Annotated in this window: 27 protein-coding genes and 1 other RNA gene; 12 read left to right on the forward strand and 16 right to left on the reverse strand. The window is 59.7% G+C overall.

All coding sequences use genetic code 11. The annotated features are described in order from the left end of the window. Positions 1-51: 51 nt before the first annotated feature. From ACZ5J0_RS11160 to ACZ5J0_RS11200, 9 genes are all read right to left on the reverse strand, one after another. The gene (locus tag ACZ5J0_RS11160; protein WP_208096151.1) at positions 52-1,503 is read right to left on the reverse strand and encodes a glyceraldehyde-3-phosphate dehydrogenase; all 1,452 of its coding nucleotides are present in this window, start codon (positions 1,501-1,503) and stop codon (positions 52-54) included. Between the two features lie 1,120 nt (positions 1,504-2,623). Then, positions 2,624-2,920, reverse strand: a complete 297-nt coding sequence (locus ACZ5J0_RS11165) for a hypothetical protein (RefSeq protein WP_464093127.1) — start codon at positions 2,918-2,920, stop codon at positions 2,624-2,626. Between the two features lie 69 nt (positions 2,921-2,989). Then, positions 2,990-3,175: a hypothetical protein gene (locus ACZ5J0_RS11170; RefSeq protein ID WP_464097194.1), complete on the reverse strand. Its 186-nt coding sequence runs from the start codon at positions 3,173-3,175 to the stop codon at positions 2,990-2,992. A 247-nt stretch (positions 3,176-3,422) separates the two neighbouring features. Further along, complete coding sequence (locus ACZ5J0_RS11175) at positions 3,423-3,830, reverse strand: hypothetical protein (protein ID WP_464093129.1); 408 nt, start codon at positions 3,828-3,830, stop codon at positions 3,423-3,425. A gap of 37 nt (positions 3,831-3,867) precedes the next feature. Next, positions 3,868-4,182 carry a hypothetical protein gene (locus ACZ5J0_RS11180; protein WP_464093130.1) on the reverse strand — a complete coding sequence of 105 codons (315 nt, stop codon included), beginning with the start codon at positions 4,180-4,182 and terminating at the stop codon, positions 3,868-3,870. A gap of 10 nt (positions 4,183-4,192) precedes the next feature. Then, entirely contained in the window at positions 4,193-4,720 is a 528-nt protein-coding gene (locus ACZ5J0_RS11185) for a helix-turn-helix domain-containing protein (RefSeq protein WP_464093131.1), read from the reverse strand. Between the two features lie 208 nt (positions 4,721-4,928). Continuing rightward, positions 4,929-5,642 (reverse strand): hypothetical protein, encoded by a 714-nt coding sequence (locus tag ACZ5J0_RS11190; RefSeq protein WP_464093132.1) that lies wholly within the window; start codon positions 5,640-5,642, stop codon positions 4,929-4,931. 7 nt (positions 5,643-5,649) lie between these two features. After that, positions 5,650-5,841, reverse strand: coding sequence for a hypothetical protein (locus ACZ5J0_RS11195; protein ID WP_464093133.1), 192 nt, complete (start codon positions 5,839-5,841; stop codon positions 5,650-5,652). 199 nt (positions 5,842-6,040) lie between these two features. Further along, positions 6,041-6,739, reverse strand: coding sequence for a hypothetical protein (locus tag ACZ5J0_RS11200; protein ID WP_464093134.1), 699 nt, complete (start codon positions 6,737-6,739; stop codon positions 6,041-6,043). Positions 6,740-7,628: 889 nt separating this feature from the next. On the opposite strand from ACZ5J0_RS11200, the gene ACZ5J0_RS11205 reads away from it, so the two are divergent. The 5 genes from ACZ5J0_RS11205 to ACZ5J0_RS11225 all read left to right on the forward strand — a co-directional run bounded on the left by ACZ5J0_RS11205 (position 7,629) and on the right by ACZ5J0_RS11225 (position 12,414). Further along, positions 7,629-8,144, forward strand: a complete 516-nt coding sequence (locus tag ACZ5J0_RS11205; protein ID WP_464093135.1) for a hypothetical protein — start codon at positions 7,629-7,631, stop codon at positions 8,142-8,144. Next, entirely contained in the window at positions 8,137-8,598 is a 462-nt protein-coding gene (locus ACZ5J0_RS11210; RefSeq protein ID WP_464093136.1) for a hypothetical protein, read from the forward strand. The genes ACZ5J0_RS11205 and ACZ5J0_RS11210 overlap by 8 nt, the downstream gene beginning before the upstream one ends. A 188-nt stretch (positions 8,599-8,786) precedes the next feature. Continuing rightward, positions 8,787-10,106, forward strand: a complete 1,320-nt coding sequence (locus ACZ5J0_RS11215) for a PIN domain-containing protein (protein WP_464093137.1) — start codon at positions 8,787-8,789, stop codon at positions 10,104-10,106. Positions 10,107-10,817: 711 nt separating this feature from the next. Beyond that, complete coding sequence (locus ACZ5J0_RS11220; RefSeq protein ID WP_464093138.1) at positions 10,818-11,576, forward strand: hypothetical protein; 759 nt, start codon at positions 10,818-10,820, stop codon at positions 11,574-11,576. Positions 11,577-11,667: 91 nt separating this feature from the next. Further along, positions 11,668-12,414 carry a hypothetical protein gene (locus ACZ5J0_RS11225; protein ID WP_464093139.1) on the forward strand — a complete coding sequence of 249 codons (747 nt, stop codon included), beginning with the start codon at positions 11,668-11,670 and terminating at the stop codon, positions 12,412-12,414. A gap of 470 nt (positions 12,415-12,884) precedes the next feature. On the opposite strand, the gene ACZ5J0_RS11230 is transcribed toward ACZ5J0_RS11225, so the two are convergent. Continuing rightward, on the reverse strand, positions 12,885-13,061 hold the full coding sequence (locus ACZ5J0_RS11230) for a hypothetical protein (protein ID WP_464093140.1): 177 nt from the start codon (positions 13,059-13,061) through the stop codon (positions 12,885-12,887). Between the two features lie 97 nt (positions 13,062-13,158). Next, positions 13,159-13,515, reverse strand: a complete 357-nt coding sequence (locus tag ACZ5J0_RS11235) for a 4-fold beta flower protein (protein ID WP_464093141.1) — start codon at positions 13,513-13,515, stop codon at positions 13,159-13,161. Between the two features lie 152 nt (positions 13,516-13,667). Here ACZ5J0_RS11235 and ACZ5J0_RS11240 point away from each other — a divergent pair, with 152 nt between their 5' ends. Together ACZ5J0_RS11240 and ACZ5J0_RS11245 are read left to right on the forward strand one after the other, a co-directional pair. Further along, positions 13,668-14,138 carry a hypothetical protein gene (locus ACZ5J0_RS11240; protein ID WP_464093142.1) on the forward strand — a complete coding sequence of 157 codons (471 nt, stop codon included), beginning with the start codon at positions 13,668-13,670 and terminating at the stop codon, positions 14,136-14,138. Between the two features lie 88 nt (positions 14,139-14,226). Continuing rightward, on the forward strand, positions 14,227-14,607 hold the full coding sequence (locus tag ACZ5J0_RS11245; protein ID WP_464093143.1) for a hypothetical protein: 381 nt from the start codon (positions 14,227-14,229) through the stop codon (positions 14,605-14,607). Positions 14,608-14,749: 142 nt separating this feature from the next. Here the strand turns inward: ACZ5J0_RS11245 and rnpB are convergent. Further along, positions 14,750-15,142, reverse strand: an RNA gene (rnpB, locus tag ACZ5J0_RS11250) — RNase P RNA component class A. A gap of 57 nt (positions 15,143-15,199) precedes the next feature. Here rnpB and ACZ5J0_RS11255 point away from each other — a divergent pair. Further along, positions 15,200-15,964 (forward strand): YaaA family protein, encoded by a 765-nt coding sequence (locus ACZ5J0_RS11255; RefSeq protein ID WP_464093144.1) that lies wholly within the window; start codon positions 15,200-15,202, stop codon positions 15,962-15,964. Positions 15,965-15,988: 24 nt separating this feature from the next. On the opposite strand, the gene ACZ5J0_RS11260 is transcribed toward ACZ5J0_RS11255, so the two are convergent. Both ACZ5J0_RS11260 and ACZ5J0_RS11265 read right to left on the reverse strand, forming a co-directional pair. Further along, positions 15,989-16,726, reverse strand: a complete 738-nt coding sequence (locus ACZ5J0_RS11260; protein ID WP_166840484.1) for a zinc ribbon domain-containing protein — start codon at positions 16,724-16,726, stop codon at positions 15,989-15,991. Positions 16,727-16,814: 88 nt separating this feature from the next. Next, positions 16,815-17,726, reverse strand: coding sequence for a Nif3-like dinuclear metal center hexameric protein (locus tag ACZ5J0_RS11265; RefSeq protein WP_464093145.1), 912 nt, complete (start codon positions 17,724-17,726; stop codon positions 16,815-16,817). A gap of 145 nt (positions 17,727-17,871) precedes the next feature. Here ACZ5J0_RS11265 and msrA point away from each other — a divergent pair, with 145 nt between their 5' ends. The 3 genes from msrA to epsC all read left to right on the forward strand — a co-directional run bounded on the left by msrA (position 17,872) and on the right by epsC (position 20,024). Further along, positions 17,872-18,396 carry a peptide-methionine (S)-S-oxide reductase MsrA gene (msrA, locus tag ACZ5J0_RS11270; RefSeq protein WP_166840480.1) on the forward strand — a complete coding sequence of 175 codons (525 nt, stop codon included), beginning with the start codon at positions 17,872-17,874 and terminating at the stop codon, positions 18,394-18,396. Positions 18,397-18,462: 66 nt separating this feature from the next. After that, positions 18,463-19,398, forward strand: coding sequence for a cysteine synthase A (gene cysK / locus ACZ5J0_RS11275; RefSeq protein ID WP_062069167.1), 936 nt, complete (start codon positions 18,463-18,465; stop codon positions 19,396-19,398). 41 nt (positions 19,399-19,439) lie between these two features. Further along, positions 19,440-20,024: a serine O-acetyltransferase EpsC gene (gene epsC, locus ACZ5J0_RS11280; RefSeq protein WP_062069163.1), complete on the forward strand. Its 585-nt coding sequence runs from the start codon at positions 19,440-19,442 to the stop codon at positions 20,022-20,024. On the opposite strand, the gene ACZ5J0_RS11285 is transcribed toward epsC, so the two are convergent. Both ACZ5J0_RS11285 and gndA read right to left on the reverse strand, forming a co-directional pair. Next, positions 20,021-20,860: an oxidoreductase gene (locus ACZ5J0_RS11285; RefSeq protein WP_464093146.1), complete on the reverse strand. Its 840-nt coding sequence runs from the start codon at positions 20,858-20,860 to the stop codon at positions 20,021-20,023. The genes epsC and ACZ5J0_RS11285 overlap by 4 nt on opposite strands. A 105-nt stretch (positions 20,861-20,965) precedes the next feature. Further along, entirely contained in the window at positions 20,966-22,402 is a 1,437-nt protein-coding gene (gene gndA / locus ACZ5J0_RS11290) for an NADP-dependent phosphogluconate dehydrogenase (protein ID WP_142938968.1), read from the reverse strand. 233 nt (positions 22,403-22,635) lie between these two features. Between gndA and ACZ5J0_RS11295 the strand changes: the two genes are divergently transcribed. Further along, a complete protein-coding gene (locus ACZ5J0_RS11295) occupies positions 22,636-23,364 on the forward strand; it encodes a FadR/GntR family transcriptional regulator (protein WP_464093147.1) in 729 nt (242 codons plus the stop codon). Positions 23,365-23,366 lie beyond the last annotated feature (2 nt).

Here is a 23,366-nt window from a genome sequence, read left to right on the forward strand (position 1 = left end):
CCGGCTGATACCAGTGACTCAGCCGGGAAACCCGCGAATACTTCGGAGCGCCTAGGCTCCTGCCCCTTCAAGTACTGCGATGGGAGCAATCACGTCACGCGCGGGGAACGACGGCGGGTTCACACCGGCCATTTCTTCCATGACACGCACAACCTGGCAGGAGTAGCCGAACTCGTTGTCGTACCAGACGTAAAGAACCAGGTTCTTGTCGTTGGAAATCGTTGCGAGGCCATCAACAATGCCGGCGCGACGCGAGCCAACGAAGTCAGTGGACACCACATCGGGAGAGTCAATGTAGTCGATCTGCTTGCGAAGATCCGAGTGCAGGGACATTTCGCGGAGGAAGTCGTTGACTTCATCGCGCGTGGTGCCGTTCTCAAGGTTGAGGTTCAAGATGGCCATGGAGACGTCCGGGGTGGGCACGCGGATGGCATTGCCCGTGAGCTTGCCCTGCAACTCGGGCAATGCCTTGGCTACAGCCTTGGCGGCACCGGTCTCCGTGATGACCATGTTCAGTGCTGCCGAACGGCCGCGGCGGTCACCCTTGTGGAAGTTGTCGATCAGGTTTTGGTCGTTGGTGAACGAGTGAACCGTTTCCACGTGGCCGTGAATGATGCCGAACTTGTCGTTGATAGCCTTCAGCACCGGCGTAATGGCGTTGGTGGTGCAGGACGCCGCGGTGACGATCTTGTCGTCATCGGAGATGTCCTTGTGGTTGATGCCGTGGACGATGTTCTTGAGGTCGCCCTTGCCTGGTGCCGTCAACAGGACGCGGGCAACGCCCTTGCTCTGCAGGTGCTGGGAGAGGCCATCGGCGTCGCGCCAACGGCCGGTGTTGTCCACCACCAAGGCATCCTTGATGCCATATGCGGTGTAGTCCACAGTGGCGGGGTTGTCCGAGTAAATGACCTGGACCTGCACGCCGTTGGCGGTGATGGTGTTGGCTTCCTCGTCCACGCGGATGGTGCCCTCGAAGGAACCGTGAACGGAGTCGCGGCGCAGCAGGCTGGCACGCTTCACAAGATCGTTCTCAGCGCCCTTGCGAACAACGATGGCGCGGAGCCGCAGGCCGTGTCCGCCACCGGCCTTTTCAATGAGGATGCGGGCCAGGAGACGGCCGATACGGCCAAAGCCGTAGAGAACGACGTCGGTGCTGGTGCGGTCGTCAGCGCCACGCTTTCCCACGATCTCCGCGAGCTCGGAGCGCAGGTATTCATCCAGGGAGGCACCATTGCCTTCGGCCCGGAACTTCTCAGTCAAGCGTGCAATGTCAATGGCGGCTGCGCCGAGCTCCAACTCAGACAACGCGTTCAGCAGCGGCGCAGTCTCTTCTAGCAGCAGCTCGTGGTTGCTCATCCGGCGCGCAAAACGGTGGGCCTTGAGGATGTTCATGGTGGACTTGTTGATCAGGCTCCGGCCGTGGATGCTCGTGACCACATTATTTTCCCGGTACAACCGGCCGATTACCGGAATCATGGCCTCGGCGAGAGCCTCCCGGCCCATCCACTTATCAAGACAAGAATCTGACGTCTGGCTCACAGAACTACCTTCCTTGGGTCAACCACATACGTCCTCGTATGCAGATGGCAGCGGCCGCCCGGAGTAGTCCTGCGGCACATGCGCCGGCGGGCTTCGGTCCACCCACAGCGCCTTGAACGAGAGCAAAGAAAATCCGCCGGCTGCGAACGCAGTCCCGGCGGCAGAACATCTACGTTCAGTAACCATTCTAGGGCGGACGGAGGGCTTCCAGGCGGCCCCAGGGCGTGAAATCACTCACACACCCGGATTTTAGGGAGTCATAAATGGATGGGTCGACCGACACGCCGGGTTCTGAAAACATGGCGGAAAGACGGACCGAGACGCCAGGTAGGGACTTTCTAGGGACTTTCAACCTCATCCAGCACGACCAAACCATCGCTTACTGACACCATCCGGTCATCATCCGTGGACCAAGGTGTGCGTAGGTTTTTAGGGTCTCGTTTGCGTCTTTATGACTCAGCCTATGCGCTACCGCGACAGGCGAGAGTCCGGCTGCGATCAGCAGGGACGCGTGGCGGAGCTGGTGCCAGCCCGTCACCGATGTTGGGCAGCTTCTCCCGAGCGTTCTGCTAAGCGGTCGAACGAGTGTTCCGCAGGCATGCGCCGCCGACGGCGTTCTGGAACACCAGCGCTGCAGGGTCTTTCTCTGGCCGGGCTTTGAGCATCAGGATGGTGAAAGAACCGATCTTCACGGAACGGTACGAGGCATGTGTCTTCAGCGGCCCCAGGACAGGACCGTCCGGTCCCTTCCGAATGAGCTGCCGATCAACGTCGCAATCCCCGCGTCGAGGTCGATACGGTCCCACGTAAGCCCAAACAGTTCGGAAGGCGAAGACCCGTGACCGCAGCGAACACCACAGCCTCACGGTAGCCAAGGCTGATGATTCGAACCAAAGCTTGAACTGGGTCGGTGCTCAAAGGCCGTACTCGGGCGTTGTCGATCTTCGGCAGGTTCACACCCCACTGTAGGCAACTCCCGGATCCTCTTCTCTGCCTGCGCTGCACGGAGCATACCGACCAGATAGGTGTAAGTCAGTTTGACAGTTGACTAAGCCAAGACCAATGACCAATCAGCTACCGCGGCTTAGATGTCGGCGCGGACTAGCTCTGCCATCTCGAAGTGGCCAAGGGAAGGCAAGATTGTTCGATCAAGACGGCGTCGGATCTGCTCCCTTGAAGAGTCCGTCTGGTGCACTTGGGCAGCAAACCAAGTCTCCGCCCACTCCTTCAGGGTGGTGCCATCGGATGCTGCCGAGTGATACTCGCCGCGTTGGATCTCAAAATGAACCTTCACGGCGTAGGCGCCGGCGGCGTCTCTGTTTGGGAAGGATTTCTTCTTCAGCCCTCCCCCAGGTTCTTCCCAGATGACACGCCAACGCATATCCTTGCCGTACTGAGGGGTTCTAGTCTTGTCCTTTTCCCGGACCCATGGTTCCTTCGACGCGGGCCACTATGCTGCATCTTCTTCGATTGGCTGCTGCACGAAGATCCGCTCGGGTTCAGTGAGCGTCTGCACGAAATGCCGCACGTCCCGAGGCATGACGCCCAGGTTGAACGCCAGAGTATGGACGTCATCAGAGAGCCTGTGGGCATCAGCGAAAGACCGGACGGCTATCATCGGCCTTGCTGCCCACATGCTGGCCTACGCCTCCTGCTTCAGGCGCGGCCGACGTGCCGGAAGTACGCGTGGCCCAGCTCGTGGTAAGTCGATAAACGCTTTTGAAGGGGCCAGCGTCTTCAGCCGCAGGATCGTGTGCGTGTCAGGGTCATAGCACTCCCACAAACCATTAGGCGGAACGCCGTCAACGAGGTTGACACCCATCTCTTCAACCAACCTCTCATAGTCCATGCCAGGAAACTCTAGGATCGACCCCTGACACTTTTCAGAAAGCGTCATTTCCCTGCGTCTTTGTACCTGCTGCTTCGGCGAGGCCATGAAGCTTGAGGAGTTCGCGGGCCATTGATGCCAGGACGTCTTGGGCACTGGCCGGGAGGCGGCGGGCGTGAGCCAAGACAAGGCTGTCTTCCACGTCAACCCCAACCTTTAGCCCTACTTCACGGGCGCAGACGTCGACAACGTCAGACTCAAGAACATTGAGGCCGCGGGCGAGGCCGCGGATGGTGTCCGGGTCAGGGAAGTTCTTGAGCTGGCGGGTAACCATCTGCTGGAGTGCCTTGTGGGTTGGCTTCTCGCCGCAGTCCTTCGACAGCTCCACATACGTCCGAGATCCGCGTCGCCTGTTAATCAGCGAGGCAAGCGATCCGGGGGTGTCTTGTAGTGGTTCTTGCATCAGCGTTCCTTCATCCATTTAAAGTTGCTGATGGCGGCTAGGATTTGCCGCCGATAGTCAGTTCAATGCCGTCACGTAGCTCAGATTCCGAATACTCAGTAGGTGACCGGTGCCCGAGTTGCAGAACGTAGGTCTTTTCTCCCGGGACGACCCTGCGGAACTCATAGGTCATAAGACAGCCGGCCGCCGTTAGTTCGGACTTGACCACATCACCAGCCAGGCTTAGAGGAAGCTCATCCAGGTCTTGGATAGTGGCATTCCCGTTGTAGGCCAGGTCCTGATATGGCCCCTTGCCCTTACACCCAGACTCGGTCTTGGTGTTTACGTTGTAGAGCTTCTGCACGTAATTCATGTCCTGAAGCTCAAGCTTGACTGTCGCTGTGAACTTCTCCGGAGTAGGCGTTGGCGTAGCCGTTATCGTAACGGTTGGGCTGGGCGCGGCGCAGCCGACAAGCAATAGGGTCGTTATCCCGACACCAGCAAGAGCCTTCTTCACTACAGTTCCCTATGTCATGCGGGAGGTCGTCCCCCGCAATATTGTGTTCATTGACATCCGCAGCTAGGCGGTAGTCGTCGGGAATATCAACGACTCTCGTCCTATAGATGACTTGCTTAGCTGCTTCGTCGGGAGTTAATCGTTTGGCGAGCTCAGCGAGAAGCTGCTTATCAGAGGCGGTTTCAAGAGTGACGCCCTGCGGACGGTCACCACTGAGTTTCTCGGCTAATACCGAGCGGATAGCGGCCTCCCTGTTTCGAGGGACTGACTCTCCACGCTCCCAGTTGCCGACGGTGCGCAACGTAACGCTCAGGAGGCTTGCTAGCTCCTGTTGCGTGAGTCCGGCATTCTCGCGAGCCGCTCTTATTTCATCTCCGCTGATCACGAGATTCACTTTCGTAGGAAAACTTAGGAAACACAACTCAGCGTAATCGGGAAACAAGGCCCCAAAGGTGGAAAACCACCCGTGTAATTCGCCGACTTTGCCCAGTATTCCTTCAACTTTTAAGGATCAGCCATCCGGTCCGAGGTACTCAACGGGGAACCGTGGTTAGTCGCGGCCGACGTTGCCCACGTCCTTGACTCAGTTGGAGCTTCCGCACCTAGCCGGACCGGAGTCCAGGGAAGGCAACAATCGCTGTCACCGCTGCGCGGGCCGGATTCGTGGAGTTGATGGCCGCACGCAGCGCGGAAGTGGCCACAGGCATTGGTTGGCGGGTCTCGTGGGTGCCGGTGCGTATCGACCCGATGGGGTTGAAGAAGACGACACGGTGGGCTTTGAGGACCCGGAACAAGCAGCGCAGTCCTTGCCCCATGGTGGCGCGCGGATTGCCAGAGCCGGGAAGGACTTCTCTGGCGTCTTCTGCGGTGACTTCCCGGAGGGTGGTGTGTCCGGCCGCCGCCCAGGCGTTCAGGGCAGGAAGGGGCCACCGCAGGTTCAGGCGGATGGGCTGTTCCGTCCGGGGTTTACTGCGCGGAGGGGACATGCTGCCGTGGGTCATGACCACGTACCAACGGCCCAGCTCGTGGCGCATTTGTTCGGGAAGACCTGCGATGGCGGTGCTGAACCACTTGTCGACGGTCGGTTCACGGTCGTCCTCGAGCAGCCCGGCCGCATCGCAAACCTCCAGCAACCGCAAAGTGTTCGTTCTAACGGGCTGCAGTTCGAGAAGGTCCGTGGCACGCAGAGGTGCCCCTGGGGTGTCCTGCAGGCCAAGGGCGATGGCAAGTCCGCGGCGGACGATTTTGGTCGCGGTCAGGCTCCATCCGTGCTTTTCCGCGTAGTCCACGACGAACCCGTCGAGAAAAGCTGCCATCGCTGGGTTAGCCGGGGATGGGAAGCCGTGGGAACGTCCGCGCTGCAGATCGCGTGCCGGCCCGGGAAACAGCACCAGTTGGCGGTGGGCCACGGGGGTGAATGCCGGGACCGGAGAGACGGAGGCTCTTGGCGTTCAGTTTGTGGTCGCGTGTGGCTTTGTTTCCACGGTGCATCCTTTGTGGCCCGACCCGATCCATGCCGGTGTAGGAAAAGACGCTTCCATCTGGAGACCAGCCGTCATACTCGTAGCCGTTCTCCTTGCACCCGGGTCAGTGAACAGGAGGACGCTGGCCGTCTTCTCCGGCGACTCCATCCCGCCGTTTATCGAGCCTCCGTACATCTCGGCGATCTCATCGCGACTCCCCACCCAACCAACAGGCGTCACCCAATCCGCACTCAACGCTTGGCGTCTTCTGCAAGGTCGGCGCTGGATGCCGCAATGGAACTCTCGGCTTCAGCCTCCGCGTGCAGGGCCTTCAAAGTTTCGGCTTTCTGCTTGTCCGCTCCTCGTAACAGGGGATCCAACATCAGACGTTGAGCCTTGAGCCGCTGGGCGAGTGCTTCTTGTCCACCAGAATCTGCCATGTACCAAACCATTGCCACATCTCGGATGGCGGCCGTTGTCAGCGTGAGCTCAATCCAGGTCGCTCGCGAGTCACCACTGCTGTCCACACATCGCTTCGCCATGCGAAAAATAAGGGAGGGCCAATGGTCCAACTCATTGAACATCGACACGTTGTCAACCTCAAGCCTCCAACGCGAAATGGTCGTGGTGATTCTCAACCGAAAGGCTGTCAGTTCGCTAAAAGTCGGTACTGTGCTCTCGTTGGTGGTCGCCTCTATTTGTCCGAAGTCTGGGAGTAAGTCGGCAATTGCTGCGATACCACGATTCCTTGAACTTTCCGCCCGCTGCTCGTCTATTTGTCGTTGCAGATCTTCGCGCTGCTCGTCAAGGGCTGTTTTTGCCAGCTTTGTTTGGTGGGCGTTAGTTCGAATCACAACGAAGTACGCAACCCCCGCTGCCAGAAATGCACTGATCGTTGCGCCAAACGTTCCGCTCCACAACTGCAAGAGCCAAGTTTCATCACTATTCACAACTGAATACTATGAGGCCGCGGAGGAGATCCTCCGATGAAGGCAGCGGTTAGCTGTGCCCATCATGCTGAACTAGTCGGCAGGAGCATCCGCACGCTTCCGAGTTGCGTCCACCTTCGCCCGGGCTAGAGTGATATTCGCCAGAAGTGTTATACGCTTATCCGCGTTAGCGTGTGTCCATTCGCGGGACAGCTCAAGCATGCTTGCCAGGGCTTGCGACGTTACTTTCCTACCCTCTTCGGGGTGTATACCAAAGCTGGCCCCATCCATTCAAAGCTAGACGGAGCTCTGCGTTCGTCGTTTCTAGCTGCCAGCGAGCAGCTGCTCCGCCTACACGCGTCATCATCGTGCGATCATCGTCGGATGTGCGTCCGTGGGAGACCCCTACAGAGTCCGTGAGCACCTCAATGAGACTTGTTATGGCTGCGTGCTCTCGATCTAACACAGCTTCTCGTTTCTGCTCGGCCAGCTGGAGGGCAAGCCCTTCCTTTTGCGCTTGTAGCTGGAGTTCAAGCCCTGCACGTTGCTCGCGAAGTTGCGCTTCAGCCAGCTTTGCTTGCTTTTCTGCAGCCTCTGTTGCGAGGCTTCGCTGTAGGGCTAATGCTTCGGCTGTGATAGTCTGCTGGGCCGTTAGTGTCCGCCGCAGCACGTATGACGCAACCGCAGCGGCTGCAACGGCAACGTCTAGCACTCAGGAAGCCGCCGCTCCGGCGGGGGTTTCCTTCCCCCAACCGAAGGAACGCCGTGAACCGTCAGCCGCACTGCGCCGCACACGGCCACCACCACCAAGAGTGCTGCACCGCAACCACACACCACCCCATAACGGACGGAGCGTCGAAATGCGGGTGCGCCGGGCAAGACCTGCGAGGGAACATGAGATGATTCACGCGTGGAAAATCAACATGGGGATGATGAAAGGCCGGGCATCCGCTTCCGGAACTCCGTCATCTACTTCGGCCCACGCCTCTGGTGGGCCTTAGGCCTTGCAGTTGCTGTCGTGGTCCTGACGATCATTGCGGCCGGCCATTTAGGTAACGGGCTTCTTCTCGGTGCCGCGGCAGTGGCAGGCGCTCTCGTAGGAACATTGGCAGCTCCTTCGCCAAAGCCGATTGATAACTCCCAAATCGCTTCCCAGTCAGTGATAACCCTTCTGGATGTGCAGAGTAATTTGCAGCGAGCGTCGCAGTCCATCGGCATCGCCGCCGCAGAAAAGAACCCTGGACTGCAGGCAGTACACCTCGGATCAGCTCAGGAGACACTCAATGTTCAGGACGAGCTGTTGGCCCGTGCCGTGGATAACTGGAACAGCGCAGCCCCCGGAGTTGTCGACCGAGTAATTGAGACGAGGAACAGTGGGCGCCGAAGGTTTAAGCAACTTATTGAGGAAGGAAACTGGCATGAGTGACGCGCAAACAGAGAAGATTGAGGGCAAGGTCGCGGAGATCGTCAGCGACAGAGAACTTATCCTCAATCGCGGGTCTGACCACGGCGTGGAGAAGGGAATGTACTTCAATATCTTGGACACCACCACCGACAGCATCAAGGACCCAGACTCAGGTGAGGTCTTGGGAGGGTTCAAGCGAATTAAGATCTCTGTCGTCGCAGTCGAGGTTGGACCTAAGATAACCCTCGCTCAGACGTTCCGCAGCAAAAGGGTTAACGTCGGAGGCCACGGCATCAACTTCGGTTCTGCTTTCACTGAACCGAGATACGTCGACCGGATGGAAACCCTGAAGCTTGATCCGGGGGCACCAAGACCAATTGGACCCTCCGAAAGTGCTGTCAACGTTGGTGACCCGTTTGAACAGGGCGTAGCCAGCGATGGCGACGCAGCCCGAGCCGTCACCCTCTGGAAGTAGAGGACGCTCCGCCTCCGCGACGCCCTACCCTATCCGACGCCGAAGCACTTGCTAGCTCCCCGAGAGATGGATTTAGTCGGAGCCCCACTCCATCATGGACACCGCCACTGACCGGGTATGCACTGCGCAACGGAGAGGACCAATTAGGAGCCAGCCGCACTTCTCGGTTGAATTGACCACAAGCATTTATGATGGAGGACACATTGCGCGACCTGTTCCGCGGCTACTACCACCCCACACAAGCGGAGTGGGACACCATATGGCGAGGCGGCCTCATCGTCCTGGATGCCAACATCCTGCTATCTCTGTACAAAGTGCACGAGCACACCTCAGGCCTGTACCTGGACGCGATGGAGCGTCGACAGGAGCAGATGTGGATCCCATATCAGGTCGCAACCGAGTTCCACCGGAATGTTCACAAGGAACGGGCCAAGCAAAAGCAAACAACAAACCACACCGAACGTATCGGCAAAATCAAGCAACTCCTTGATCACTTCCGCTCAACTGACAAGAAAACCCGCATCTACACAGCTCCACCAGCCAGCCAGGAAGAAGCACTAGCTGGGCTGGAAAAGCTGAAGCAGGAACTCTACGAGCAGAAGAAGGAAATCGAAAGACAAACACACCACAACACGCCAGATGCCCTACTGGACCGAATCGCCAACGTGTTTGACAACGGCGTCGGAACCAAACCCAGTCCAGAAGATCTGGAAGAGATGTGGAAGGACGGCGAGGAACGTTTCAATAACGAGACTCCTCCCGGCTACAAAGACAGTGGCAAGGATGGAAACCGCAAGTATGGCGATTACATCCTGTGGCGACAGCTTCTGGATCATGCCACGAACGTCAAACGGCACGTAGTCTTCGTTACCGATGACGACAAGCTGGACTGGTGGCTGAAAGGTGAAGACGGAACGTCCTTGGCGCCACGCCCGGAACTCGTTCAGGAGTTCCGTGAGGTAACGGGCCAGGACATACTCATCCTCAACAGTGAACAGTTCTACTATTCGCTAGTTCCCGCGTCCGACGACAACCCAGACGAAAACGCCAAGGTCCGCGCAGCTCAAGAAGACATGAAAGCAGCGGTTTCCGAAGCGAAGGAGGTCGCCCCTGCTGAGTCAGAAGGCTCTGACGTCATTGACCTGATGGAGGCACTAAAGCGAAGTCTTGACGCCAAGCGCAGAATCGGGCTTCGCAACGCCGGTACATTGTCACCGCAGAGCCGAAGGCACTGGAAGTTGTATGCCGAAAAGCCTGACGATGCCAACCCGGTAGTTCGGGACTTAAAGGATGAGCTCCTTTCCCTGGAGGGAGTTTTCGACTTTTTAGAACACGATGCAGCAGTTCTGCACTACGACATGGAGGATCTTTCCGAGGATGACCCCGGGCGAGCCTTGCTTCGGGAGCAGTTGAGCGAAATTCAAGCACGCATAGCGGGGGCCAGAGGTCGGAAAGCAGAAATTGAAGCGCTACTAAGAATCATCGACAGAAATGACGATGAGGACTGACGTTGATGGACGATAGACGAGTCCACACACCGGTGCAGTGCGGAGCGAAGTTGCGCGGTAAGCAAGCAGCTAAGATGTGTGGCAACGCGCCCACCGAAGGCGGCAAGCGTTGCTGGGGTCATTGTGGGAACTCCCCTCAAGCGAGGCGTGCCGCGGAGAAGCACGTTGTGGAAGCCCAAACCCGCATAGAACTAGAGCGCGGCGTGCGCACCCTTAGCCTCCCCCTCGACATCGACCGGGCAAGGCGTTGCTGGACGAGATCCACTGGACAGCTGGCCACGTCGCCTGGCTGCGAGAAAAAGTCCAAGAATTAAGGCATGACGATCCAATTTGGAGCAGGTCTAAGACTGAGGTTGGTATCGGGCCGGAAGGGCCGATCGATAAGACCACGGAGAAGGCTGGCCCCACGGTTTGGTATGAGCTGTACCTGAAGGAACGCGACCACCTCGCGAAGGCTGCGATTGAGGAGAGAATGGTGAAGCTGGCTGAGTCCCAGGGTGCCCTTGTTGCTGAGGCTATCCGGCGTACCCTTGCATCGCGTAACCTGTCCCCTCTCAACAAGTGTTGGTGCCGGAAATCGTCCCCCAGCATCTCCGTCTTCTTGCCGGCGGGACCTCGCCTGACTTGTAAGATCGATTGAGGCCGATTTACGAAACGGGGAAGATGACGGAATGGGTTTCGCCCGCCATGGGGCACGATGAGTTCGCAAAAATGACGTCTATTGAGCCCGGAATTCCGGGGTACATGCGGCAGCACATAACTGAGTGGGTCGTCGACGAGCTGGGGGGAAGATACTTCGACGAGACCATCCCTCAGCTGCTGACGCTTACGTTTAAACGACCCTTCCCGCACGTTAGCTATGAATTCGCACGCCACCTCCGTGAAATGGACAGTACGAATCTTGTGTCCGTTCTGGACTGGCTCCTGTTCCATGTGGATGCCGTTGCCCGGAACTCTGAGCATCTGAAGTTCATCCTCGATCTCGGTCACTCCGAGTGGACCGTGACTGAGGTTGATGAAGGGAAGCCTCGAATGGCGCAGCGCATCCCGGAAGGTGTTGCCGCCGCATATCAAGATGTCGTCTCGAAGACCGCCTCTGCCGGGGGCCTCTTGGCAGAGGCTTTCAACGAAATCTACGGTCCAGCTGCGGACCCCAACAACGCATATGGACTCATGGTGAAGGCCGTCGAGACCATTGTTTGCCCGCGGTTCCTGCCTGCCAACAACAGGGCAACATTGGGATCCGTGATTGCCCATTTCAAAGACAAGTCTGTGACTCTCCCGCTGGCCCACACATTCATGGCAGACGGCGAACTCGTCATCGGCATGATGCAAAAACTCTGGTCTGGCGGAGAGCGCCATGGTTCGGACACTTACCAGCACGTAACCATGCAGGGCGCCAAGACCGCGTTGGCCTTGGCGTTCGCATTGGTTTCGATGTTCCACGAAGACGTGGTTGCCATCTCCTAACGACAAGACGCGGGACCGGGGCACAATGTGCAATCGGGCATTTTCCTCCGACGCCTGAGCGCATTGTAGATGTTAAAGTTACCACTGGTAAATGTCTCGGGAATTGGGGAGTGCTTTGGGGGTCATCACGCACCCGCAACAGGTCATCACGAGTGGGAGTCACAGCACCGGCTCACCCGGCACAGAATGCGGGAACTGCGAAGCGCCGCTCGATGGATTCACCCTCTGCCACTCCTGCACCACTCCACTCGAAGCCGACCTTCGCGCCGTGGCCGGGATCTGGGAAGGCATCATGGTGTCCGGCTCCAGGCTCGACGTTGGGGCGCCCTCAGTGGGCGGCTCCGGAGGGCACGCTGCCTCGCAGGAACCCGCGAACCTTGACGCCCTCGACCGAGCGCAGACTCTCCGCGTAATCCTCGACGGGTGGAAGTCGCAGCTCCCCACCGTTGGGCCATTTGGGGAACAGCCTGTCATCGCCCGCTGGAACGAATTCGAAGGCGGCCCCTGCGGTGGGATCATGATGTCCCTCGTCGCCGGAAGGATCGCGAAATGCAGGCTCTGCGGCGCCTCAGATTCATCCAAGGAACGCCAGCAATGGCTCATCAGCGAGGCGTGGCACGTTCAAGCGTTCCTGCCCGACGTAGCCCGCTGGCTCACCACCTCAGGGCACGCACGCATCGACATCAAAAAAGCCCGCAATTGGGTCAACGCTGGCAAGTTGGAGCCTGACGTGTGCGACCTGGGGACCCAGCGGGAGCTTTACACCCCTGCCTCTGTCATCGCCGTATATCGGGACACCCCAACCGGCAGGCGTGAGCGTCTCACACTTGCTAGTTAGACGCTTGACAGTTGCCAACTTGGTCCACAGTCTTTTCATGATGCGAATAGTGGCTTTGGGGCAAACCATTGCAACACGACTGAACCCGCCTTCCCCTATTTGAGGCGGGTTCTTTCACGTCCGAGGACGAGTCAATGCGTGAACCACGGACACTGTGAAGGCCGGCCAGGGCTCCCTCTTTCAGGCCCTGCAACGGACGGACTTGCCTAAGAACGTCCCCCACAACTGAATAGCCCGCCGGAACACAAGAGCTGGCGGGCCTCAGAACTTTCAAATCGTACCGACCAGTTCCGCACCCTGACGCCGGGGCGCATGCATGGAACCTTATGACCGGTCACCAAACCGGGCACTGATCAACCAGCGGCTGATACTGGCAGATCACCCTTTATCCGGCGCCGAGCCCGGGTTACGAGACTCGGCAACGCCGGACCCCGCCACGGTGCACCACGGCGGGGCCTGGCAGCAACGAACTACATGGAGCGCATCTGCGACGGTTCGCGATGCGCTTCGTTCTGGGTCACGTAGTTGTACGCCTTAGCGAGGTCCAGAATGCTGTACTGGCCTCCCCCGATCTCGTCTTTGATGTCATTGAGCAGAGCAATGCGTGTAGCTTGGTCGGCCTCGCGGACTTCCTTAGAAACAGCCATGGATAACACCTTTCGTGGCGAGGGCCACGCTCTGTGGCCCAACTCCTAAACGCTACCGGCTGGGTCTGACAGAAATGACCAGAAATTAACCTGGGCCCTATAGACCCTGAATTACTTCCGAGGGGCTGAGGTGACTCCAGTTGCGGGAACTTACAGGAGCCACAGTGGGAACCGCAAAAACGGGGCGAACCGGCTTCACATGGCGGACTGGGCGAACGGGCCTGACTGACCTCATGGGAAGTGACGGGCCAACACGGGCACCCTGAATGAAGGCGAAGGCATCACCTGCCACGCGGAAAAACCCGTCAGAGAACTTAGCTCGTTCATGTCCGCCCAGATCGTAGATGGTCCCGTTCTTATGCCAGGCAACCACAGCACCATGCAGGTTGCGGACCATGTTGGCATCCTCGAACCAACCGATTACATCGCCTCGCGAGTCATAGATAGCTTCCATGCCCTAAGTCTGCCGGACCAGACAGACAATTTCGGAGGATGACGTGGCTGTTGACATGTGGGAGCACGCGCGGCCCGCATGTTCGAGCCGGCACCGGAGCCTGAGAAGATCGAGCGTCCACACTGGGACTCCCCAGGGCAACTTGCCAGGCCGTGGATCCGGCCACGATCCAAACCCCGGCACTGGACTTCATCGACCAGGCGCTCATCGACGTGGAGAACGGTGTCTGCGACCGGCTCATCATCTACATGCCACCGCAGGAGGGCAAGAGCACAAGGGTCACAAAGGTTGGCCCGCTCTGGTTCCTCACCCGCAATTCCGAGCGCCACATCGCGGTAGTCTCCTACTCAGCCTCACTGGCTCTGGAGTTTGGCCGTGACATCCGCCGGTTCATCACGGACAACCAAGGCCAAGAAGGCTCCCTCGAGGAAGTCAGGGTACGAGACCTGAACCAAGCCCATATTGGTCGCCCTCTCGCAGTGCAACACGGTCACCAGACCATTGACGGTCAGCTCGCAGCCGTCAAGGTCTTTCCGACCGTCGCCAACCTTGAGCTCCTGGGGATGAGTGATGACTTGCAGGTAGACCTCGACCAGTCTGTCTACTTCCACAGGGACAACTAGGTCCGGATATCTTCCCCCCGTAATAGAATCCTCATCTTCCCGATTCCGGGAGGATAGGGCTCTTTGTCGTACCCCGGGCGGTGGTGGGATGAGTGGATATGACGCGGAGAAGTTTGAGGCAGCCGCCCTTGCTGGGGATTGGAAGGCTGCTGTGGCGGTCCTGTCGCGTGCTGCGGTCCGCCCGGAGGTGCTGGGGGCTCTAATGACGTCTGACGTTCATCTGGAGGTAGTGTTGGGCGTCCTTGCCCGGCAGGACGTGACACCGGAACGCCTGGCGTGGGCGGCCACGTTCGATAGCGCGCAGATCCTTGGCAGGGTGGTCTCCAACCCGAAGACTCCGACGTCGCCGGTGAGGGAGCTCCGGGACCGCGTGGCGGACCGCGAGGAACCTATCTGGGTGCTTTTGCGGGAGTACGCGGACCGGGTGCGGGACAAGAACGTCCGGGAGTCGGGACTCCACGGTGGCTAGGGACTTTTCAGGGACTTTTGCGCGGACAGAGCCAGCAAAACACTAAAAGTACGCCAAAGCTCAGCAAAGCGAGAAAGCCCGGAAACACGCAGCAAAAAGGGGCCAAACCCCGCGAAATCACGGGAGTTTCAGCCCCTTAGTGTGGATGGGTCGACCGATACGCCGGGTTCTGTCATCCCCTGCCGTTACCGGCAAGGGAGTGGCGGCCATCCATCTACGAACGCCGTTGCCGACGCCCTCCAGCAGCCTACCCGGACACTCGGGCGAGCAGCCCTCAAGCGTGTCCTGTCTGGCCTTGCTCCGGGTGGGGTTTACCTAGCCTCCCCGGTCACCCAGGGAGCTGGTGGTCTCTTACACCACCGTTTCACCCTTACCTGCTGCCCCGCGATGCAAAACATCACAGCGCGCAGGCGGTCTGTTCTCTGTGGCACTGGCCTGCGGGTTACCCCGAGTGGGCGTTACCCACCACCCTGCTCTTCGGAGCCCGGACGTTCCTCGAGCCACTTCCGTGACGCGCGACCGCCTGGTCGACCCATCCGCCGTCCAGTCTACCGGCGTTGGGGCCTACCAAAGTCCCCGGTAATATCGACTGGTGCTGATTCTGCTGCCGCCTTCCGAAGGCAAGACCCCCGCTGCCAACGGTCCCGCCATTAACTGGGAATCGCTCAGCTTCCCCGAACTGAACCCCTACCGTGCAAAAGTACTCGAAGCACTGGGTACGGTGAGCGCGCACGAGGATGCACTGGCGCTGCTGGGGGTCGGCGCCTCGTTGCGGGACGACGTCGAACGCAATACCCGGCTGCATGCCGAACCAGCCGCTCCCGCACATCAGGTCTATTCCGGAGTCCTCTACGACGCCTTGGGCTACAACAGCATGACGCCAACGCAGCGCCGCAAGGCGAACGAATCCGTCCTGGTGGTTTCCGCCCTGTGGGGCGCCATAGGCTTCGGCGACCACGTGCCTGCCTATCGCCTGTCCATGGGAACGGCACTGCCCGACGTCGGCCGCCTCGCCACGTACTGGAAGCCGCAGCTTAACGCTGCCCTCGCCTCACGCGCCGACGGCGAACTGTTGGTGGACTGCCGCTCCAGTACCTACGCTGCTGCCTGGGCTCCCCCGGCGACGCAAACAGTCAACATCAACGTTTTCAACGAAGCGAACGGCAAGCGCACGGTTGTCAGTCACTTCGCCAAACACACCCGGGGCGAACTGGCCCGCCACCTGCTGACCGGGCGCGGTAAGGCCCCGGCAACCCCGGATCAGCTCTTGAAGGCTGCCCGGGAGATCTGGACTGCTGAACTCGTTGAAGGCACGGCCCGCAAGCCGCACGCGCTCAACATCATCCTCACCACCTGAGCGTCCAACTGATGTTGGGCTGCGTCAGTTCCACTCCGCCGAACGGACCAGGATGACACCTGAATCCGGGCAAAAGACAATATCGTCCTCAGCGGCGGCTTTGACTTCGGCGAGGTCGCCAGGGCTGAGCATCATGCCGGAGCCTTCGGACTTTCCGTGGAACAGCCGTGCTGCCCCGACTCCACGTTTGGCAATGGTCTTCTCGTAGATGGCGAGAATGCCCGCGTCCAAGGATTCGGCGAAGGCGGCGCGCTGCCCCCGAACCACTGTTTCCTCGGCGGCGATCTCGGCAATGGCTTCATCCAGTTCAGCCCGGATGCTGCCAAAGGAACCCTGAATGTCGTCAACGATCGACTGCTGGGCTGCCTGCCGCTCGCGCAAAGTATCCAGGCGCTCCAGGATTTCGAGTTCAACGTCCTCAAGGTCCGAGCGACGCTTGTTGAGAGAGGCAATGTCACTCTGCAGCGCCACAAGATCCTTGGACAGCCCGGTGCCGCTGTTCAGCCGGGTCTCGTCGCGTTGGATACGGGTGGCTACCTGTTCCACATCGGCTTCCGCGCGGCGAAGTTCGGCTTCGGCGTCGTGAACGGCAACCTTGGCCGAGCCGAGCTCGCCGTTGGCCACGCTCAGCGCATCCGTGAGGTCAGTGATGCGTGGATCCGTTTCCAGAACCTTCCGGCGGCCCGCAAGCGACCTGAGCTTGGCATCCAGTCCCTGCAGTTCAAGCAACTTCAATTGTTCTGCCGGTGCTGCTTTCGCCACGCTTACCTCCGCTATTAGCTGCCGGCCTGGGGATCAGGTCCGGCCGGACCGCCTCTGACTGTCAGGGCTGTCCATATCTTTCTAGACTCTAGTCCCCGCCGGGAGTGAGTATGAAGTCCCAGGGATCACTGTTGGTGCCGCTGACGCGGATCTCGACGTCGTAGCCCTGGTCCGCCAGCACGTTGCCCAACGCTTCAGCGGCAGCAGGCAGCCACAGCCACTCACTGGCGAAGTGCGAAACGTCAATCAAATAGGGCCGGCCATTGGTGGCGCCCTCACGGGCTTCGGATGCTGGATGGTGACGCATGTCTGCTGTGACGTACACATCAGCGTTGGCGGCTCGAACTGCGTCGAACAAGCTGTCACCGGCTCCGCCGCACACCGCAACGCGCCGGATCAGGCCGTCTTTGTCTCCAGCTACCCGGACACCGCCTGCGACGGCCGGCAACATTTCAAAGACGCGGGCAGCGAAGTCACCGAGTGTCTCAAGCTCAGGGAGGTCTCCTACCCTGCCAATACCCTCCTCAGGCAAACCGTTGCTTGCCGGCGTCAAGGGCGTGACGTTTTCCAGGCCGAAGGCATCAGCCAGAACATCTGAAACTCCACCCACGGCTGAATCTCCATTGGTGTGCACGGTCAACAGCCCTGCCCCTGCCTCTATCAGCCGGTGCACCGCTAGGCCCTTCGCTGAGGTGGCCGCAACAGAGTTCACGCCTTTGAGAAGAAGCGGGTGATGGGTGATCAGCAGGTCCGCTCCCCACTCCACGGCCTCATCGATCACGGCCAGCGTGGGATCCACGGCAAAGAGAACTTTGGTGACGGGAACATTGGGCCGGCCAACAACAAGGCCAACCTCATCCCAGTCTTCAGCCAGGGACTCCGGCCACAGTTCCTCCACAGCCAGCAACACCTGACCGAGCGTAGGATCAGCGTTGCCGTCCTCTGTTTCGTCCTCTTCGACGGAATCCACATCAGAAATGTGGGTGTTTACTGCTTCCATGCTCTTATTCTTCCCTACTGAGCCAGATTTCTTCCCTACTGAGCCCCCATCAGGTAGCCGCCACTCCGTGGCACCTCCCTGGTGCCGTAATTCTCCCGTAAGGTGAAGCGGGAATCATCAGGCCCTCCGATCCATTGAAGAGAACATGAAAACTTTCGTACTTGGCGGCGGCTGCTTCTGGTGCCTTGATGCCGTTTACCAGAAGACCCGCGGCGTCAGCTCTGTGGTATCCGGCTACACCGGGGGCCACGTCCGCAATCCTGATTACTACGAGGTATGCTCCGGGACCACCGGCCACGCAGAAGTCGTTGCGGTGACCTTCGATGAAACCGTAGTTCCCGAAGAAGTCATCCTGGACATGTTCTTTGCCCTCCACGACCCCACCACCTTGAATCGCCAGGGGTATGACGTCGGCACCCAGTACCGTTCATCAATGTTCTACACAACGACGGAAGAAAAGGTCCTCTTCGAAGAAGCCATCGAGCGTGCCCAGTCCCTGTGGTCTGATCCGATTGTGACCGAGGTCAGCCGACTTCCCGAGTTTCACGAGGCCGAGGAAGTGCACCAGAATTACTATGCAAAGTACCCTTATCAGGGCTATTGCCAGGTGATCATCAACCCGAAGTTGGCAAAGGCCCGGAAATATTACTCTGCATGGCTTACTGCTTAGCGAGGTTTCGATCCCGCTGGTTAGGCTGACCTCAGCAATCCCTCTTCAGAGATAGGCGTAATTTTCATGGCAAGGATCTACGACGACGTCACGCAGCTGGTCGGCCGCACCCCGCTGGTTCGTTTGAACCGGCTCACCGAAGGCCTCGACGCCACGGTTGCCGTCAAGCTCGAGTTCTACAACCCGGCCAACAGCGTCAAGGACCGCATCGGCGTGGCCATTATTGATGCTGCCGAGAAGTCCGGCGCCCTGAAGCCGGGCGGAACCATCGTCGAAGGTACATCGGGGAACACCGGCATCGCACTTGCGCTGGTGGGCGCAGCACGCGGATACAAGGTCATCCTGACCATGCCTGAGACCATGTCCACCGAGCGCCGCGTCATGTTGCGCGCCTACGGTGCCGAAATCGTCCTGACGCCCGGATCCGAAGGCATGCGAGGTGCCGTCGAGAAGGCACAGGAAATCGTTGCCAACACGGAGAACTCCATCTGGGCCCAGCAGTTTGCCAACGAGGCCAACCCAGCCATTCACCGCGCCACCACTGCCGAGGAAGTCTGGGAAGACACCGACGGCGAAGTAGACATCTTTGTTGCCGGCGTAGGCACCGGCGGCACCATCACCGGTGTTGGCCAGGTCCTCAAGGAGCGCAAGCCCGGTGTGCAGATTGTTGCGATCGAGCCCAAAGATTCGGCGATCCTCAACGGTGGAGCCCCTGGCCCGCACAAGATCCAGGGCATCGGCGCCAACTTTGTTCCGGAAATCCTGGACACCAACGTCTACGACGAAGTCCTTGACGCCACCCTGGAAGACTCGGTCCGCGTAGCCCGTGACCTCGGCGCACGTGAAGGCATCCTCGGCGGCATTTCCTCCGGCGCCATTGTGTGGGGTGCCCTCGAGTTGGCCAAGCGCCCTGAGAATGCCGGCAAGTTGATCGTGGCCGTGGTCTGCGACTTCGGGGAGCGTTACATCTCCACGGTGCTGTTCGACGACATCCGCGGCTAACACCACGCCGGCACGCCTTCATTTCCTGTAGAAAGGTCTTTGTGAGCTTCTTCGCAAGGCTTAAGGAAGACCTCGACGCCGCCCGGTCCCACGACCCGGCGGCTCGAGGCTCTTTTGAGAACTTTTTCGCCTACTCCGGACTGCACGCCATTTGGGCGCATCGGATAACTCATCGGCTCTGGCAGAATCCGGCGCTCCGTTTTCCTGCGCGCCTGATATCCCAGTTGGCTCGATTCCTCACCGGCATCGAAATCCATCCCGGCGCGACCATTGGCCGGCGGTTCTTCATTGATCACGGCATGGGAGTGGTGATTGGTGAAACAGCCGAGATCGGCGAGGACGTGATGATTTATCACGGAGTAACGCTCGGCGGACGATCGTTGGCCAAGGTCAAGCGTCACCCAACCATCGGCGACCGCGTCACCATTGGAGCCGGTGCAAAGGTCTTGGGTCCCATTACCATCGGTGCCGGCAGCGCTATCGGCGCCAACGCCGTGGTGGTGAAGGACGCACCACCGGAGTCCATCATCACAGGCATCCCCGCCACGTGGCGGCACCGTGATGCCCGGTCCGAAACCAAACCGGCGGTGGATCCGGCGGAGTACTACATCGAATACCGGATCTAACCGGCAAGCCTTCGGTAGAAGTTCCAGAAGACAATGTCGAAGGCGCGGTCCGGAAGAATCTTACGCATCGCCAGGACGCCCCAGGCGCCCCTACCCACCGGGTAACGGGTTCTGGGGCGTTTTGCCGTTGCGGCGCGAGTAATGGTTCTGGCCACAACCCCCGCCGGCGTAGACAACACATGGCCGGTTCCGGAGGTGGATGCCAACGCGGCAGCCACAACGTGCGCTTGTTGCCTGTAGGGCCCGCTGCCCGAGGCCATGAGCAGGCCCTCCCCCGCAATGCCGCCCCACTCACTGTCTGTTCCCGATGGTTCAATAGTGACCACGTCGATTCCGTGTGGCTTCAACTCAAGCCGCAACGAATCACTCATGCCCTCCACCGCAAACTTGGTGCCGTGGTACCAGGCGCCCAACGGCTCATATATTTTGCCGCCTATTGAGGTGATGTTGATGATCCGGCCTGATCCGGCCCTGCGCATCCCGGGAATGACGAGTTGGCTCATCCTCGCCAGACCCATGACATTGACCTCAAATTGCCGCCTGCCCTCAGCCAGAGGAACTTCCTCCAGTGAGCCATAGGAACCGTAGCCCGCGTTGTTGACCAGCACGTCAATTGGTCCATGGGCAGCTTCGATCAGCGCCACCGCGGACGCCATCGATTCCTCCGACGTGACATCCAAAGACAGAACACTAATGCCGTGTTGCTTCAACGGCTCCATCTTGCCCACACGTCGTGCGCCTGCATAGACAGTGAAACCAGCTGACCTGAGTGCTATGGCCGCGTCGAAACCGATCCCGGTGGACGCCCCGGTGACAAACGCGATACGGGGTGCCATGGCTGGTCTCCTTGAGTTCGGTAAGGAACGGAAAACAATTCACTACGGCAAAGGCCGGCCCACCCAGCGTAACTGGGAGGAACCGGCCTTGCGGGAAGGGTGCTGCTAGTGGGTGTCGACGGCCGAGATCTCGGACTTGTCTTCGCCCCAGAGGGTGTGGAACGTACCCTCGGTGTCCACACGACCGTAGGTGTGTGCACCGAAGAGGTCGCGCTGGCCCTGGATCAGGGCAGCGGCAACGCGCTTGCGGCGCAGGCCGTCGTAGTACGCCAGGGAGGACGAGAACACCGGAACGGGGATGCCCAGCTGGACAGCCGTGGCTACAACCCGGCGCCAAGCCGGAAGCGCTTCAGCGATGGCCTTGGTGAAGGCCGGCGCAAACAGCAGGTTGGCGGGCTTCTCATCGGCAGCGTAGGCCTTGGTGATGTCCTTGAGCAGTTCTGCGCGGATGATGCAGCCGGCGCGCCACAGGGAAGCGATCTCGTCCAGCTTGAGGTCCCAGCCGTACTCCTTGGCGGCGGAGGTCAGCATGTCCAGGCCCTGGGCGTAGGAGACCAGCTTGGAGGCGTAGAGAGCCTGGCGGACGTCCTCGACGAAGGTTTCAGGGATTTCCACGGAAGCTTCTTCACCGGCGAGCAGTTCCTGGCCGAGCTTGCGCTGCTCTGTCTGGGAGGACAGTGCGCGGGCGAAAACGGACTCAGCGATGCCGGAGACCGGGGAACCCAGTTCCAGAGCGGAGATGACCGTCCAGCGTCCGGTGCCCTTCTGACCTGCGGCATCCACCACGACGTCAACAAACGGCTTGCCGGTCTTGGCATCAACGTGGCCCAGGACCTCTGCGGAGATTTCGATCAGGAAGGAGGACAGATCGCCCTTGTTCCACTCAGCGAAGATCTTGGACTGCTCGGCGGGCTCAATGCCTGCACCGGAGCGGAGGAGGTCGAATGCTTCACCAATAACCTGCATGTCGGCGTACTCGATGCCATTGTGGACCATCTTGACGAAGTGGCCGGCGCCGTCGGTGCCGATCCATGCACAGCACGGTTCGCCGTCCACCTTGGCGGAGATTTTCTCCAGCAGGGGTCCGAGGGCGTCGTAGGACTCCTTGGAGCCGCCGGGCATGATGGACGGGCCGTTCAGGGCGCCTTCTTCGCCACCGGAGACACCGACGCCGACAAAGTGCAGATCCTTCTTGGCCAGGGCAGCTTCGCGGCGGCGGGTGTCCTCGTAGTGCGAGTTACCGGCATCGATGATGATGTCCCCGGCTTCAAGCAACGGCTCGAGCTGCTCGATCACGTTGTCAACGGGAGCGCCTGCCTTGACCATGATGAGGACGCGGCGGGGCTTTTCAAGGGAGTCGACGAGTTCCTGCAGTGTTTCCGTGCGGATGAAGTCGCCGTCCGTGCCGTGCTTTTCCAGCAGGGCGTCAGTCTTTTCCACGGAGCGGTTGTGGAGAGCCACGGTGAAGCCGTTGCGGGCAAGGTTGCGGGCCAGGTTGGCGCCCATCACCGCAAGGCCGGTGACACCGATGTGTGCTGACATCAAAACTCCATTTCGTTCTTGTACAAGTTCGTGTACAAACAGTCGCCCGATACCCAATGGGGCACGCGGGAAGCGATTTCAAAACCAGGGGCTGTAATAAACCATACGTATTTAAGCCAGGTGCGGGAAAGCGGCGCCCACGTTTTGGAACGGTGCCGCGTCATAAACAGTCTATGATGCCGCCCCGGATTCCTCTGCGCATCTGAGGTCGCCGCGCCACTATGCTTACCTCTATGTCAACCAGCCTCCACCACCGCGCCGTAGAGCACTTGGGCACCAAAATCGTCGGCGGCGCCCTGCCCACGGGCCATGTCATGCTGGCCGAGCATTTGGAAGACGAACTCAAAGTTTCGCGTTCAGTGGTCCGTGAAGCCGTCCGTGTGCTGCAGTCGCTGGGACTTGTGGAGACCATCAAGCGAGTAGGCATCAGGGTCTTGCCGGCACATCGTTGGAACCCTTTCGATCCTCTGGTGATTCGTTGGCGGCTGGCCGGCGAAGGGCGCGGCGCCCAGTTGAGGTCGCTCGCTGAGCTGCGTTCCGCCGTCGAACCTATAGCAGCGGAACTGGCCGCCGGGAACGCCCCGGAAAGTCTTCGGAAGGAGCTGGTGGGCATCTCCCTTGCCATGAAGGAAGCCGGCGATGCCGGTGACATGGCCCGGTTCCTTGACCTCGACATCAGGTTCCACGCGTTGGTCCTCTCCGGCTCCGGCAACGAAATGTTCGCCAACCTGATTGGCCAGGTCACGGAGACCCTCACAGGTAGAACTGTGCACGGACTTATGCCGGAACATCCCCAGAAGCAAGCGCTTCAGTGGCACATGGACGTCGCCCACGCGATTGATGCGGGCGACGGGTCCGTCGCGCGCGAAGCCGCTGCAAAAATCATGAAGCAGACCATTGCGGAGCTGGCACCCAGTTGGAATGACCAGCCCCGCGTGTTCGTCCCCGTCGCCAGGAACTAGTC

The sequence above is a fragment of the Arthrobacter sp. DualSoilB13 genome (genome assembly GCF_055389195.1).

Coding starts and splice junctions, on each gene's coding strand:
- ACZ5J0_RS11160 (WP_208096151.1), bottom strand. CDS start 1,503: ATGGGCCGGGAGGCTCTCGCCGAGGCCATGATTCCGGTAATCGGCCGG.
- ACZ5J0_RS11165 (WP_464093127.1), bottom strand. CDS start 2,920: ATGCGTTGGCGTGTCATCTGGGAAGAACCTGGGGGAGGGCTGAAGAAG.
- ACZ5J0_RS11170 (WP_464097194.1), bottom strand. CDS start 3,175: ATGTGGGCAGCAAGGCCGATGATAGCCGTCCGGTCTTTCGCTGATGCC.
- ACZ5J0_RS11175 (WP_464093129.1), bottom strand. CDS start 3,830: ATGCAAGAACCACTACAAGACACCCCCGGATCGCTTGCCTCGCTGATT.
- ACZ5J0_RS11180 (WP_464093130.1), bottom strand. CDS start 4,182: ATGAATTACGTGCAGAAGCTCTACAACGTAAACACCAAGACCGAGTCT.
- ACZ5J0_RS11190 (WP_464093132.1), bottom strand. CDS start 5,642: ATGGCAGCTTTTCTCGACGGGTTCGTCGTGGACTACGCGGAAAAGCAC.
- ACZ5J0_RS11195 (WP_464093133.1), bottom strand. CDS start 5,841: ATGGATCGGGTCGGGCCACAAAGGATGCACCGTGGAAACAAAGCCACA.
- ACZ5J0_RS11210 (WP_464093136.1), top strand. CDS start 8,137: ATGAGTGACGCGCAAACAGAGAAGATTGAGGGCAAGGTCGCGGAGATC.
- ACZ5J0_RS11215 (WP_464093137.1), top strand. CDS start 8,787: ATGATGGAGGACACATTGCGCGACCTGTTCCGCGGCTACTACCACCCC.
- ACZ5J0_RS11220 (WP_464093138.1), top strand. CDS start 10,818: ATGACGTCTATTGAGCCCGGAATTCCGGGGTACATGCGGCAGCACATA.
- ACZ5J0_RS11225 (WP_464093139.1), top strand. CDS start 11,668: ATGTCTCGGGAATTGGGGAGTGCTTTGGGGGTCATCACGCACCCGCAA.
- ACZ5J0_RS11230 (WP_464093140.1), bottom strand. CDS start 13,061: ATGGCTGTTTCTAAGGAAGTCCGCGAGGCCGACCAAGCTACACGCATT.
- ACZ5J0_RS11235 (WP_464093141.1), bottom strand. CDS start 13,515: ATGGAAGCTATCTATGACTCGCGAGGCGATGTAATCGGTTGGTTCGAG.
- ACZ5J0_RS11245 (WP_464093143.1), top strand. CDS start 14,227: ATGAGTGGATATGACGCGGAGAAGTTTGAGGCAGCCGCCCTTGCTGGG.
- ACZ5J0_RS11265 (WP_464093145.1), bottom strand. CDS start 17,726: ATGGAAGCAGTAAACACCCACATTTCTGATGTGGATTCCGTCGAAGAG.
- msrA (WP_166840480.1), top strand. CDS start 17,872: ATGAAAACTTTCGTACTTGGCGGCGGCTGCTTCTGGTGCCTTGATGCC.
- cysK (WP_062069167.1), top strand. CDS start 18,463: ATGGCAAGGATCTACGACGACGTCACGCAGCTGGTCGGCCGCACCCCG.
- ACZ5J0_RS11285 (WP_464093146.1), bottom strand. CDS start 20,860: ATGGCACCCCGTATCGCGTTTGTCACCGGGGCGTCCACCGGGATCGGT.
- gndA (WP_142938968.1), bottom strand. CDS start 22,402: ATGTCAGCACACATCGGTGTCACCGGCCTTGCGGTGATGGGCGCCAAC.
- ACZ5J0_RS11295 (WP_464093147.1), top strand. CDS start 22,636: ATGTCAACCAGCCTCCACCACCGCGCCGTAGAGCACTTGGGCACCAAA.